This window comes from Pseudomonas sp. ANT_H12B (genome assembly GCF_008369325.1).
Lineage (GTDB): Bacteria > Pseudomonadota > Gammaproteobacteria > Pseudomonadales > Pseudomonadaceae > Aquipseudomonas.
In genome coordinates, this window is sequence record NZ_VOBI01000015.1 from 16,476 (window position 1) to 29,966 (window position 13,491).

Annotated in this window: 10 protein-coding genes; 4 read left to right on the top strand and 6 right to left on the bottom strand. The window is 60.1% G+C overall.

Going from position 1 to position 13,491, the window contains the following annotated elements:
• Nucleotides 1-31: 31 nt before the first annotated feature.
• The 3 genes from FQ185_RS21260 to FQ185_RS21270 all read left to right on the top strand — a co-directional run bounded on the left by FQ185_RS21260 (nt 32) and on the right by FQ185_RS21270 (nt 3,127).
• Nucleotides 32-796, top strand: coding sequence for an IclR family transcriptional regulator (locus FQ185_RS21260; RefSeq protein ID WP_149419136.1), 765 nt, complete (start codon nt 32-34; stop codon nt 794-796).
• 40 nt (nt 797-836) lie between these two features.
• Nucleotides 837-2,054 (top strand): amino acid deaminase, encoded by a 1,218-nt coding sequence (locus tag FQ185_RS21265; protein WP_149419137.1) that lies wholly within the window; start codon nt 837-839, stop codon nt 2,052-2,054.
• A gap of 140 nt (nt 2,055-2,194) precedes the next feature.
• Nucleotides 2,195-3,127 carry a sugar kinase gene (locus FQ185_RS21270; protein ID WP_149419138.1) on the top strand — a complete coding sequence of 311 codons (933 nt, stop codon included), beginning with the start codon at nt 2,195-2,197 and terminating at the stop codon, nt 3,125-3,127.
• Nucleotides 3,128-3,267: 140 nt separating this feature from the next.
• Here FQ185_RS21270 and FQ185_RS21275 read toward each other — a convergent pair whose 3' ends face one another.
• Both FQ185_RS21275 and FQ185_RS21280 read right to left on the bottom strand, forming a co-directional pair.
• The gene (locus FQ185_RS21275; RefSeq protein ID WP_149419139.1) at nt 3,268-3,543 is read right to left on the bottom strand and encodes a peptidylprolyl isomerase; all 276 of its coding nucleotides are present in this window, start codon (nt 3,541-3,543) and stop codon (nt 3,268-3,270) included.
• A gap of 55 nt (nt 3,544-3,598) precedes the next feature.
• Nucleotides 3,599-6,136 carry a PAS domain S-box protein gene (locus FQ185_RS21280; RefSeq protein WP_149419140.1) on the bottom strand — a complete coding sequence of 846 codons (2,538 nt, stop codon included), beginning with the start codon at nt 6,134-6,136 and terminating at the stop codon, nt 3,599-3,601.
• Nucleotides 6,137-6,257: 121 nt separating this feature from the next.
• Between FQ185_RS21280 and FQ185_RS21285 the strand changes: the two genes are divergently transcribed.
• Nucleotides 6,258-7,367 (top strand): PilT/PilU family type 4a pilus ATPase, encoded by a 1,110-nt coding sequence (locus FQ185_RS21285; RefSeq protein ID WP_149419141.1) that lies wholly within the window; start codon nt 6,258-6,260, stop codon nt 7,365-7,367.
• A gap of 112 nt (nt 7,368-7,479) precedes the next feature.
• Here the strand turns inward: FQ185_RS21285 and FQ185_RS21290 are convergent, their stop codons facing one another.
• The 4 genes from FQ185_RS21290 to FQ185_RS21305 all read right to left on the bottom strand — a co-directional run bounded on the left by FQ185_RS21290 (nt 7,480) and on the right by FQ185_RS21305 (nt 13,481).
• Nucleotides 7,480-9,435 carry an acetoacetate--CoA ligase gene (locus FQ185_RS21290; protein WP_149419142.1) on the bottom strand — a complete coding sequence of 652 codons (1,956 nt, stop codon included), beginning with the start codon at nt 9,433-9,435 and terminating at the stop codon, nt 7,480-7,482.
• A 148-nt stretch (nt 9,436-9,583) separates the two neighbouring features.
• Nucleotides 9,584-10,357: a 3-hydroxybutyrate dehydrogenase gene (gene hbdH, locus FQ185_RS21295; RefSeq protein ID WP_149419143.1), complete on the bottom strand. Its 774-nt coding sequence runs from the start codon at nt 10,355-10,357 to the stop codon at nt 9,584-9,586.
• A 7-nt stretch (nt 10,358-10,364) separates the two neighbouring features.
• Nucleotides 10,365-11,756, bottom strand: coding sequence for a GntP family permease (locus tag FQ185_RS21300; protein WP_149419144.1), 1,392 nt, complete (start codon nt 11,754-11,756; stop codon nt 10,365-10,367).
• Nucleotides 11,757-12,065: 309 nt separating this feature from the next.
• Nucleotides 12,066-13,481 carry a sigma-54-dependent Fis family transcriptional regulator gene (locus tag FQ185_RS21305; protein WP_149419145.1) on the bottom strand — a complete coding sequence of 472 codons (1,416 nt, stop codon included), beginning with the start codon at nt 13,479-13,481 and terminating at the stop codon, nt 12,066-12,068.
• Nucleotides 13,482-13,491 lie beyond the last annotated feature (10 nt).

The following is a 13,491-nucleotide window of genomic DNA, read 5'->3' on the forward strand; positions in this document are numbered from 1 at the left end:
ATCCCGGTGAATTTGAAAGGGAACCACTGAAATGACCGAAGACACCATCAAGCGCCGGGCTCGCGGTCTGGACCGGGCGTTCGATATTCTCGATTTCCTCAAGGAGATCGGCCAGCCCCTGCGCCCGAACGAAATCGCCAGTGGCATCGGAAGCCCGAAATCCACGGTCTACGAGCTGGTCGCCTCATTGCTGGAACGACGGATTCTGGAGCCCGTGGGCAAGGACGGTCACGTTTATCTCGGCCGTCAGCTGTACTTCCTCGGGCAGGCGCACTTGCGTCATTTCGACCTGACCCGCGAGGCCGATCACGCCTTGCAGGAGATCGTCAGCCAGACCCGTGAAACCGCCCAGATGTGCCTGCTCAACGGGCGCAAGTACACCGTTGCACTGATGAAAGAGGGCGAGCGGCATTTCCGCATTTCTTCGGACATCGGCGAGAACGCACCGATTCCCTGGACCGCGTCCGGGCGCTTGCTGCTGACGCATCTGAGCGATCAGCAAATCATCGATCTGATCGACCACGACGACTTCATCCTGCCGGGCGGCGAACGCTTGCCGCTGGAGCAGTTTCTCCAGGAAATCCGTCAGGCCGGTATCGATGGGTTCTTCTCCTTCGATAGCGTCGCCGATACCTTCACCCATTGCTTCGCCGCGCCGGTCAAAGACCTCAACGGTGTGGCCATTGCGACCCTGTGCATCGTCGCCCCACGGGCCGATGCCAAGAACAATTACAACGACTATCGCCGGGTGCTGATCGACAGCGCCAACAGCCTCGCCCGGCGTATAAACGAATAAACAGCGGCTGCCTGCGGCCGCGAATGTGAGGAGTTCGAACATGTCATCTGCCAAAAATACTGCCGTCGTGGAAAAGGGCTTTGCCCACACTGGCGCCAACCTGGTGCGCGACGTCAGCCTGCCCGCGCTGGTGCTGCATCGCGAGGCACTGGAACACAACATTCGCTGGATGCAGGCTTTTGTCAGCAACAGCGGCGCCGAACTAGCGCCCCACGGTAAAACCAGCATGACCCCCGCGCTGTTTCGCCGCCAACTCGATGCCGGTGCCTGGGGCATCACCCTGGCCAGCGCCACCCAGACCCGTGCGGCTTACGCCCATGGTGTGCACCGGGTGTTGATGGCCAACCAATTGGTCGGTACGCCGAACATGGCGCTGATCGCCGACCTGCTGGCAGACCCGGCTTTCGACTTCCATTGCATGGTCGATCACCCGGACAACGTCGCTGACCTCGGCGCGTATTTCGCCTCTCGTGGTGTGCGCTTGAACGTGATGATCGAGTACGGCGTGGTTGGCGGTCGTTGCGGTTGCCGCACGGAAGAGGAAGTGGTTGCCCTGGCCAAGGCCATCGCGGGGCAACCGGCGTTGGCGCTGACCGGCATCGAAGGTTACGAAGGGGTGATCCACGGTGATCACGCGGTCACCGGCATCTGCGAGTTCGCCGCCTCCTTGGTGCGCTTGGCCGTGCAGTTGCAGGACAGCGGTGCGTTCGCCATTGCCAAACCGATCATCACCGCCTCGGGCTCGGCCTGGTATGACTTGATTGCCGAATCCTTCGAAGCACAGAACGCCAGTGGTCGCTTCCTCAGCGTTCTGCGTCCCGGCAGTTATGTGGCGCACGACCATGGCATCTACAAAGAGGCGCAATGCTGCGTGCTCGACCGTCGCAGCGATCTGCACGAAGGCCTGCGCCCGGCGCTGGAAGTCTGGGCTCATGTGCAGTCGTTGCCAGAGCCGGGGTTTGCGGTGATCGCCCTGGGTAAACGCGACGTGGCCTACGACGCCGGTTTGCCGGTGCCGTTGCTGCGTTACAAGGCCGGCGTGGTGCCGGCGATTGGCGATGATGTCAGCGCTTGCAAGGTGACGGCGGTGATGGACCAGCATGCATTCATGACGGTAGCGCCGGGGGTTGAGTTGCGAGTGGGGGACATTATTTCCTTTGGTACTTCGCACCCGTGCCTGACGTTCGACAAGTGGCGTATCGGGTGTCTGGTGGATGAGCAGCTGAATGTCATCGAAACCATGGAAACCTGTTTCTAAGGCTTGAGAGCGCGGCGCGGCCATCGCGGGCAAGCCCGCTCCCACAGGGATCTCGTGAACACTGAAGATTCAATGTGGGAGCGCGCTTGCCCGCGATGGCGGCCGCCCAGACAACGTCGACACCAGAGATCCCAACATCGATGAACACCATCAGCACCCTCGGCCCCAACACCCCGCGCATCGCTCTGATCGGCGAGTGCATGATCGAGTTGCAGCAGCGCGCCGATGGCGCTCTGCAACAGAGCTTCGGCGGCGATACCCTGAACACGGCGGTCTACCTGTCCCGGGAATTGGCCGATGGCGGCACGGTGGATTACGTCACCGCCCTGGGTGATGACAGTTTCAGCGATGCGATGTGTCAGCGCTGGGCTGCCGAAAACATCGGGCTGGGCATGGTCCAGCGCTTGCCCGGCCGATTGCCTGGTTTGTATTGCATCCAGACCGATGCTGCCGGCGAGCGACGCTTTCTCTACTGGCGCAACGAAGCGGCAGTCCGCGATTGCTTCACCACCCCGGCCGCCGCGCCGATCCTGGCGGCGCTGCCGGATTACGACGTGCTTTATTTCAGCGGCATCACCCTGGCGGTGCTCGGCGTACAAGGTCGGGAGAAGTTGCTGGAAACCCTGATCGAAGCCCGACAGCGGGATGCGCAGATCGTGTTCGACAACAACTATCGGCCACGTTTGTGGGCATCGATCGAGGAGGCACGGGCGGCCTATCGCAGCGTTCTGTCCTATGTCGACCTGGCGTTGCTGACGGTCGATGACGAGCAGGCGTTGTTTGGTTTTTCTGGTTGCGAGGCGGTGTTTGCGGCGTACGAGCAGATTGGCACGCCCGAGGTGGTGCTTAAACGTGGTGCCGAGGCGTGCTTGATTCGTTGTGGCGGCGAATCCTTCGAAGTACCGGCACAGAAGGTCGAGCGGGTGGTGGATACCACGGCGGCAGGGGATTCGTTTAGTGCGGCGTATTTGGCCAGTCGGCTGAAGGGTGGCAGCCCGGTGGAAGCGGCCGAGGCGGGGCATCGGTTGGCGAGTCGGGTGATTCAGGTTCCTGGAGCACTGATCCCGAAGTAAAGGCTGAATGGCCGCTGGCTGTGCCATCGGATCGCGGGCAAGCCCGCTCCCACAGGATTTGTGTGTTGATCGCGAAAGTGTGTACGACACAAAACTTGTGGGAGCGGGCTTGCTCGTGAAGGGGCCCGAAAGCCAACCGATCAATCCCGGTAAAACACCTGCACCAAGTGATAACCAAATTTGCTCTTGATCGGACCATGCACAACCCGCAGCGGTTTTTTGAAGATCACCGCATCGATCACGCCGACCATCTGCCCCGGCCGTACTTCACCCAGGTCGCCCCCGCGCTTGCCGGACGGGCAGGTGGAGTATTTCTTGGCCAGCACATCGAAGGCCTCGCCCTTGGCGATGCGTTGTTTGAGCTGCTCGGCTTCGTCCGAGGTTTTCACCAGAATATGGCGGGCTTGAGCTTTCATTGGGGCAGGTACCTTGCAACGGTGGTGACAGCGGGGCGCGCGATTATGCCTTAACTCACTCGGGTTGGCCGATCATCGTGCGAATCTTGTTAGCCAGCAGGTCGATGGAAAAGGGCTTGGCCACCATGTCCATGCCTTCCTCCAGAAAGCCCTGGCGTTCGGCGGCTTTCTCCGCATAACCGGTCATGAACAGCACCTTGAGGCCCGGCCGGTGCTGACGAGCAATTTCTGCCAGTTGTCGACCGTTCATCCCCGGCAATCCGACATCGGTCACCAACAGATCCACCCGCAGGTCCGATTCCAGCAAGGGCAGGGCGGTTTTCGCGTCTTCGGCTTCATGGGCGTGATAGCCCAGCTCGTTCAGCAGGTCGAGCACCAACATTCGCACCGCCGGATCGTCTTCCACCAACACCACGGTTTCACCGGCAATCGCTGCTGGCGGCTCACTGGTGACCGGTAACAAGGTATTTTCCGGCTCCGAGACGAACAGTCGAGGCAGGTATAGGCGAACGCTGGTGCCCTGGCCCGGCAAGCTATAAAGGCTGACGTGTCCACCCGACTGCTGGGCAAAACCGTAGATCATCGACAAGCCGAGGCCGGTGCCCTGGCCGATGGGTTTGGTGGTAAAGAACGGATCGAAGGCCTTGGCCAGCACTGACGGCGACATGCCGATACCGTCGTCGCTGACGGCAATCATTACATAATCCCCGGCCTTGACCTGTTCCAGGGTCGTGATGTCACTGCCGTCGAGGTAAATGTTGGCGGTTTCGATCAGCAACTCGCCGCCATCGGGCATGGCGTCCCGGGCGTTGATCACCAGGTTGAGCAGAGCGTTTTCCAGTTGACTGACGTCGGTGCTGACCGGCCACACTTCATCGGCCAATTGCAGTTTGAGCTCGATGTGGTCGCCTTTGGTCCGGCTGAGCAAATCTTCCAGAGAGTGGATCAGCTCGTTGGCGTTCAGCGGCTTGCGATCCAGCGACTGACGCCTTGAGAACGCCAGCAGGCGATGGGTCAGGGCGGCGGCGCGGTTGGCCGAGGACACCGCCGCCTCGGTGAAACGACCGATTTCGGCGGTGCGCCCATCGGCAATGTAGCGTTGCATCAAGTCGAGGCTGCCGATGATGCCGGTGAGCATATTGTTGAAGTCGTGGGCGATGCCGCCGGTGAGCTGGCCCACCGCTTCCATTTTCTGCGCGTGCCGCAACGCTTCTTCGGCGCGCTCGCGTTCGACCATCTCGTTTTGCAGGCGCTGGTTGGCTTCGGCCAGTTGCTGGGTGCGCGCGACGACCCGTTCCTCAAGGGTTTCATTGAGATTGCGCAGGGCTTCTTCAGTCTGTTTGCGTTCGGTTTCGTCGATCACAAAAATGTAGAAACCATTCACTGCACCATCGGCACCGTGGCGCGGCAGGTAATTCATCAAGGCCTGGCGGCTGCTGCCGTCACGGTGCGCGGCGCTGATGCTGAAACAGCAGGGCCTACCGGACAGGGCTTCGCCGATGTATTCGGCGCGCAGGGCGTAGGCTTCATCGCCCAGCACTTCACGGATGGTCCGGCCATAGAGTTCCTGGGGCGTCAGGCCGTACCAGTCGAGGTAGGCGGCATTGTTCAGGCGAAAACGTTCCTCGCTGTCCACGTAGCTGATCAGGATCGGCATGGCGTTGATGATCAATTGCAGCTCGGTCTGACTCTGGCGCAGGGCCTGCTCGGTGAGTTTGCGTTCGGTCAGGTCCAGGGCCGCGCCAAGAAAGCGGATCGGCCGGCCGTGGTGATCCTTGTAGCAACGGCCGCGGGCAAACACCCAGCGCAGTTGGCCGTCAGGTTGCAGCAAACGATATTCCTCGGCGTACTCGGTGCCGTTAGTGATGGAGTGTTTGATGCCGCGCGCGACCATGGCGCGGTCTTCCGGGTGCACTGCATAGAGGTAGTCGCTGATGGGTAACTGACTGGCGAGTAAGGGGTCGACGCCATGTAATTGAGCGAAGTGGGTGTCGGCGATGAAGCGGTCTTCGCTGATGTCCCAGTCCCAGGTGCCGACAGCATCGGTGGCAGCGAGTGCCAGTTGCAGGCGCTCCTCGGTTTCGTGCTGGGCCTTGAGGCTGGCGGCCGAGCGCTGTTCGAGTTCGAGGGCGATGCGTCGGCGTTCGTTGGTTTCAATGGCGGTGACCAGAATTCCGGCGACCTGGGCGCTTTCATCGCGGATCGGGCTGTAGGTCAGGTCCAGCCAGAAGTCCGAATCACCGTCATCGCGCTGCAACGTGAAGCGCTGTTCGCTGTAGGTTCGCACTTGGCCTTGTAGGACGGCGCTGTAAATCGGGTCGGTAAAGTCTTGGAGTTCTGGCCAGATCTGGTGCGTCGGCTGTCCGAAAGCACCTGGATGCTTGCTGCCGGCCAACAGGGCGAAGCCATCGTTGTAGATCTGCGTGAGCTGCGGGCCCCACAGCAGTAACATCGGCATCGGTGAATGAATCACGATGTCCACGGCGGTTCGCAGGCTCTGTGGCCAGGTACTGGCAGCGCCTAGCGGGCTGCGTGTCCAGTCGATTCTGGCAATCAAGGCCTGTGCATCGCTGCCGGTCGGTGATGCATTCATCAAAATGTCCTGCACTTAAGTCGGTGTGGCGGCGTCTACTATCCTTGCAAGGTGGTAGACGCTAGGTGACCCGCGTTGGGTCATATTTTTTTCATTGAATGCTTCGCGGGTGCTTTTTGCCATGGAAATCGATGTGCTGTTGAGGCTCCTGGCTAATCAGGGTGGCTCCGATCTTTACCTTTCTACCGGTGCGCCACCCTGTGCGCGGGTCGACGGTGTACTCAAACCCCTGGCTGATCAGCCTCTCAAGCCGGGAGAAATCTCGGCCATCGCCGAGTCCGTCATGGACGCCGAGCAGCGTCTGGAGTTTGAGCGGGAACTGGAGATGAACCTGGCGATCTCCTTGATCGGGGTCGGGCGCTTCCGGGTCAACATCTTCAAGCAACGCAACGATGTGTCAATCGTGGCACGCAACATCAAGCTCGACATTCCGCGCTTCGAAGACCTCAATTTGCCGGCGGTGTTGCTCGAAACGGTGATGCTCAAACAAGGGCTGATGCTGTTCACCGGTGCCACCGACTCGGGCAAGTCGACCTCACTGGCCGCCTTGATCGACTACCGCAACCGCCACAGCAGTGGACATATCATCACCATTGAAGACCCGGTCGAGTTCCTCCATCGGCACAAGAAGTCGATCATCAACCAGCGCGAGGTGGGCGTCGATACCCGCAGTTTTCATGCCGCATTGAAAAATACCCTGCGCCAGGCACCGGACGTGGTGCTGATCGGTGAAATTCGTGACCGCGAGACCATGGAACACGCGTTGGCGTTTGCCGATACCGGTCATCTGGTGATCTCCACCCTGCATGCTCACAACGCCCATCAGGCGCTGGACCGGATTATCAACTTCTTCCCCGAAGAGCGCCGGGCTCAGTTGCTCCATGACCTGGGCAACAACCTCAAGGCTTTTGTTTCCCAGCGTTTGGTGCGCACCCGCGACGGTCAGCGACGGGCGGCGGTGGAAGTGATGTTGGGCACGCCGACGATTGGCGATCTGATCCGGCGCAATGAGTTTTCCGAACTCAAGGGGATCATGGAGAAGTCGGTGGAGCTGGGGATGCAGACGTTCGACTGTGCGCTTTACGCACTGGTCGTCGAAGGGGTGATTGAAGAGGATGAGGCGTTGAAACATGCGGACTCGGTGAACAACCTCCGACTGCGGCTGAAACTGCACGCCGAAGCATCACCCGGCCCCCACGCACCACCTGGCGAATGGGGATTGATGGATTGAAATAGATTCAATGAGGGAGCGGGCTTGCTCGCGAAGGCGGTGTATCAGCCGACATCGATATTGACTGACCCGGCGCTTTCGCGAGCAAGCCCGCTCCCACACTTGATCTCCGTCAATCAAGGAGTTCTGGGCGGTTTCGGAATTGCTCCAATGCCTCGGGGTTGGCCAAGGCGTCGGTATTTTTCACCTTCTGCCCATGCACCACATTCCTCACCGCCAATTCGACCACCTTGCCGCTTATCGTGCGCGGAATGTCCGTCACTGCGACAATCTTCGCTGGCACATGCCTTGGCGTGGTATTGGCGCGAATGGCCTGGCGAATCTGCTGTTCAAGTCCTTCGTCCAGTTCGACCCCGTCACGCAAACGGACGAACAGCACCACCCGCACGTCATCCAGCCATTGCTGACCGATGGCCACGCTGTCGAGCACCTGCGGGACTTTCTCCACCTGACGGTAGATTTCCGCCGTGCCGATTCGCACGCCGCCAGGGTTGAGTACTGCGTCGGAACGCCCGTGGATCATCATCGCGCCGTGGGGCAGTTGTTCGGCGTAATCGCCTTGAGCCCAGACACCGGGGAACTGGCTGAAGTAGGACGCGTGCAGTTTTTCTCCGGTGGGGTCGTTCCACAGGCCAATGGGCATCGCCGGGAAGTGTCGCGTGCAGACCAGTTCGCCTTTTTCGCCAATGACCGGAACACCTGCGTCATTCCAGACCTCGACGGCCATGCCCAGACTTTTGCCCTGTATTTCCCCTCGTCGTACCGGCTGCAACGGGTTGCCGTTCACAAAGCACGAAACGATGTCGGTACCGCCGGACATCGAGGCCAGGCACAGGTCAGTCTTGAGGTCGCGGTAGACGTAGTCGTAACTCTGGGGCGACAACGCAGAACCGGTGCATAACAGAATTTTCAGACTGCCAAGATCATGGCTTTGCCGAGGCTTCACGCCAGTGTTTTCCAGGGTCGCGAGGTACTTGGGGCTGGTGCCGAAGACGCTGATGCGCTCGTCGTCAATCAGGTCGATCAAACGCTCGGGACCGGGATGAAACGGCGAGCCGTCATACAGCACCACGGCGCTGTCCACGGCCAGGGCCGAGACCAGCCAGTTCCACATCATCCAGCCGCACGTGGTGTAGTAGAACAAACGGTCGCCGGGGCCGAGATCGCCATGCAGGCCATGTTCCTTGACGTGTTGCAGCAGCACGCCGCCGGTGCTGTGAATGATGCATTTGGGCACGCCGGTGGTGCCACTGGAATAGAGGATGTACAGCGGATGAGCAAAGGGCACCGGAACGAAATCCGGTTCGCCGCCAACGTCGTAGAAATCATCCCACAGCGTTACGTTGGCCACGGTGCGCAAATCTACGATGTGCGCCTGCGGCCGTGCGTAAGGCACGACGATCAGCTGCTGCAAGGATGGCAGGCGTTCGAGGATTTCATTGACCTTGGCTGTCTGGTCGATCTCTTTGCCGGCATAGCGATAACCGGCGCAGGTGAGCAGCACCTTCGGCTCGATCTGACCGAAACGGTCGATCACCCCTTGAGTGCCGAAGTCCGGCGAAGAACAGGACCAGATTGCCCCCAGGCTGGTGGTGGCGAGCATGGCTACCAGGGTTTGCCAGGTGTTGGGCATGCACGCGGCCACCCGGTCGCCAACGCCGACGCCCGCCGCTTTCAAACTGTTCTGGAAACCCGCGACATGCTCCGCCAGTTCCCCCCAGCTAAGCTGTTCGCGCTGACCGCTTTCACCGATGGCAACCACCGCCACGGCATCGTCGCGACGGCGCAGCAAGTGCTCGGCGAAGTTCAGGGTCGCGCCGGGGAACCACTGGGCGCTGGGCATTGTTGGGCCTTCCGCCAGCACCGAATCCGGTTGGTCGTGAAAGCGGATGTCGAAGAAATCGACGATGGCCTGCCAGAAGTCCTCGCGCTGATCAATGGACCATTGATGCAGGGCAGGGTAGTCGTCGACGTGAAGATGGTGCCGCTGATTGATGAAGCGCCGAAAGGCCTCCATACGGGTCTTGCTGATGCGCTCGGCGCTGGGTTGCCAGAGGATGTCGGACATGGCTTGCCTCTTCTTCTATCTTCAGATCCATTCGCGGGCAAGCCACGTTCCCACAAGGTTTGTGTAGAACCCTAATCCGGCGCCAACCACAAAAATGTGTGGGAGCGTGGCTTGCCCGCGATGAACGATAACGCGGTCCAGCGTCAGATCACTGCGCCAACCACCCACCATCAATATTCCACGCCGCGCCACGCACCTGGCTACCGGCTTCGCTGCACAGAAACAGCACCAGTTCGCCCAATTGTGGCGGCGTCACAAACTCCAGCGAAGGCTGCTTCTCGGCCAGCAAATCATGCTGCGCCTGCTGCGGGTCGGTGCCCTTGGCGATGCGGTCATCAATTTGCTTCTGCACCAACGGCGTCAACACCCAACCCGGACAGATGGCGTTGCAGGTGACATTGCTGGTGGCCGTTTCCAGACCCACAACCTTGGTCAAACCGATGACTCCATGCTTGGCTGCTACGTAAGCCGCCTTGCCGACCGACCCGACCTGGCCATGCACGGACGCGATGTTGATGATCCGGCCCCAGCCCTTTGCGCGCATGCCCGGCAAGCTCAGACGGGTGCTGTGGAATACCGAGGACAGGTTGACCGCAATGATCGAATCCCAGCGCTCCACCGGGAAGTCTTCCACTGATGCAACGTGCTGGATGCCGGCGTTGTTAACCAGAATGTCGATGCCGCCGAATTCACGCTCGGCGTAGGCGATCATCTCGGCGATCTGTTCAGGGTTGCTGACGTCGGCGGGATGATGGCCGACTTTGCCGCCAAACTGTTCGATTTCGGCAATCACCCTTGAGGCATCGCCAAACCCGTTGAGGACTACGTTGGCCCCGGCCTTGGCCAGGCTGAGGGCTATCCCTAAGCCGATTCCGCTGGTGGAACCGGTGACCAGTGCAGTCTTGCCCGAAAGAGTCGTCATGAATACCTCACACAATGCCAGTGGCGTAGAAAGTACCGATCACTACAAAAACCGCCAGGGTCTTGATCAGCGTAATACAGAAAATGTCTTTGTAGGCCTCGCGGTGGGTCAGGCCGGTGACGGCCAGCAAGGTGATCACCGCGCCGTTGTGCGGCAGGGTGTCCATGCCGCCGCTGGCCATCGCGGCCACCCGGTGCAGCACTTCCAGTGGAATGTTTGCCGCATGGGCTGCTGCGATGAAGTCATTGGCCATGGCCGCCAGTGCAATGCTCATACCGCCCGACGCGGAGCCGGTGATACCGGCCAGCAGGGTCACGGTAATCGCTTCGTTGACCAGCGGATTGGGAATGCTCTTGAGCCAGTCGGCCAGCACCAGAAAGCCTGGCAAAGAGGCGATCACCGCACCAAATCCGTATTCCGATGCTGTGTTCATTGCCGCCAGAAGCGAACCGCTGACTGCACTTCTACTGCCTTCGGCCAACTTGCCGCGAATCGCCTGGAAGCCGAATACCAGCACCATGATGATGCCGACCAGCAAGGCTGCCTGAACCGCCCAGATCGCCGTCAGTTTGGCGATTTCGGTGGTCACCGGTGCAGCCATGCCCGGCAGCGCGAGGCTGTGGGTCTTGCCGTACCACTGTGGAATCCACTGGGTAAACAGCAGGTTCATGATGCCTACAGCCAGCAGCGGCGACAGTGCGATCCACGGATTCGGCAGTTTGATGTCGGTAGCGGTTTCCGGTTCGTTGCGCAACTCGGTGCCATAGCCTTCACCGGCGCGCTGAGCCTTGTTGCGTTGGCGCTGGAGAAACAGCATGCCGGCGCAGACCACGAAGATCGAGCCGATCAGGCCCAGCCAGGGCGCGGCCCAGGCGGTGGTGTTGAAGAAGGTGCTGGGGATGATGTTCTGGATTTGCGGGGTGCCGGGTAGGGCGTCCATGGTGAACGAGAATGCACCCAGGGCGATGGTCGCCGGGATCAGGCGTTTGGGGATGTTGCTCTGGCGGAACATTTCGGCGGCAAATGGATAGACCGCGAACACCACGACGAACAACGACACGCCGCCATAAGTGAGCAGGGCGCAGACGAGCACGATCACCAGCATGGCCTGACGGGTGCCGAGCAGACGAATTGCTGCGGCGACGATAGAGCGCGAGAAGCCGGACAACTCGATCAGCTTGCCGAACACTGCACCGAGCAGGAACACCGGGAAATACAGTTTGATGAAGCCGACCATTTTCTCCATGAACACCCCGGTGAAGGCAGGGGCGACGGCAGAAGGGTCGGTGAGCAGAACGGCGCCGAGGGCGGCAATCGGGGCAAAGAGAATAACGCTGTAGCCACGGTAAGCAGCCAGCATCAGCAGCGTGAGGGCTGCCAAGGCAATGATCACACTCATGGTGTGTCTCCTGGATTTGTTATTTTTGTAAGGTGGAACTTTTGTGGGAGAGGGCTATAGCGGGTTTCGTGCCACAACGTTAACTCGTTGAAATATAAGGATATATATCGGATTTTGGAGTTGAGTTTGAACTTCGTGTCTCCATGTGGAGATATTTATTGGCCGGGCTGACTTCATCTGCGGGCAAATCCGCTCCCACAGTTGACCGAATTCTTCCGGTCGATCCCGTAAACCTGTGGGAACGGGCTTGCCCGCGATGAGCGCGAAGCGCTCCAAAGACATGGTCTACTAATGGAGATTCATGTCTCGTTATAGAGACTCGGCAATTCCCAACGCCACCATCTTCTTGTACAGCGTCGACCGCCCCAGCCCCAACCGCGCCGCGGCTTCAATCACCTTGCCGCCACATTGCGCCAGGGCAGATTCAATCACCTGCCGATCAAACCGCTCCCGAGCCTCACTGAAAGTTTCATGCGCAACCGGCTCGACGCTCAAGGGCGCCACGCGCTCCACGGGTGTGAACGTACCAATCGCCGCACGGATATCCGCTGCGTTCAGCATCACGTCATCACTGAGCAATGCCGCCCGTTCCAGGACATTGCGCAATTCACGAATATTCCCCGGCCAGGCATGTTGACCCAGCAGATCCAGTGCTTCGCGGTTCAGTTCGTGTTGGCTGCGCAATTCCTCAAGAATCGCTTCACTAAGGGCGGGCAAGTCGTCGAGTCGGTCACGCAGCGGCGGGACCTGGATCGGCAGCACGTTGAGACGGTAATACAAATCGGCACGAAACTCGCCACGTTTGATCGCCGCTTCCAGGTCCGTCGAGGTCGCGGCAATTACCCGCACATCGCTCTGGATCACTTCGTTTGAGCCCACCGGCTCGAATTCTTTTTCCTGCAGCACCCGTAGCAGTTTGCTTTGCAGTGGCAACGGCATGTCGCCGATTTCATCGAGGAACAACGTACCGCCCTGGGCGATTTGCAGCTTGCCGGCGCGGCCCTTGCGATCGGCGCCGGTAAACGCGCCAGGGGCGGTCCCGAAGAACTCTGCTTCCAGCAGCGACTCCGGAATCGCCGCGCTGTTGATGCTGACAAACGCTTTGTGTGCGCGCGGCGACGCACCGTGAATGGCTTGGGCCAGCAGCTCCTTGCCAGTACCGGTTTCACCCAGCAACAACACCGGCGACTCGGTACTGGCACTGCGCCGGGCGCGGCGTTTGACTTCGAGGCTGGCGGCGCTGGTGCCGATAAAATGGGCGAAGTTGTACTTGGTCTGACGCGCCCGCAACAACGAGCGGGTGGACGCCAGTTCTGCCTGCATGCTCATGTAGCGCTTGAGCATCGGCGAGAGGCTGCGCAATTCGTCGAACAGCGCAAACCCGATGGCGCCGATCACCACGCCGGCGTCGTCGTGAATTGGCAGACGCATGACCACCAGCGGTTCTTTGGGGGTGTCCTGCATGTCGAGCAAAATCGGCCGGCCGGTGCGCACCACCTCACGCAACAGACTGCCAGGGATCACGCTTTCGCAGGCCTTGCCGATTGCCACTTCCGCCGATTCAAGGCCGAAGCGCCGGGCATAACGCTCATTCATCCAGACGATGTTGGCGTCGCGATCGACAATCACCGTGCCTTCACTCGACTGCTCAATGATCTCGAACAACGAACGGATTGCCAGCAGGCGCACGCGCTGGTAGTCCTTGAGGCTTTCGGTGGTGTTCATAAATGTTGAT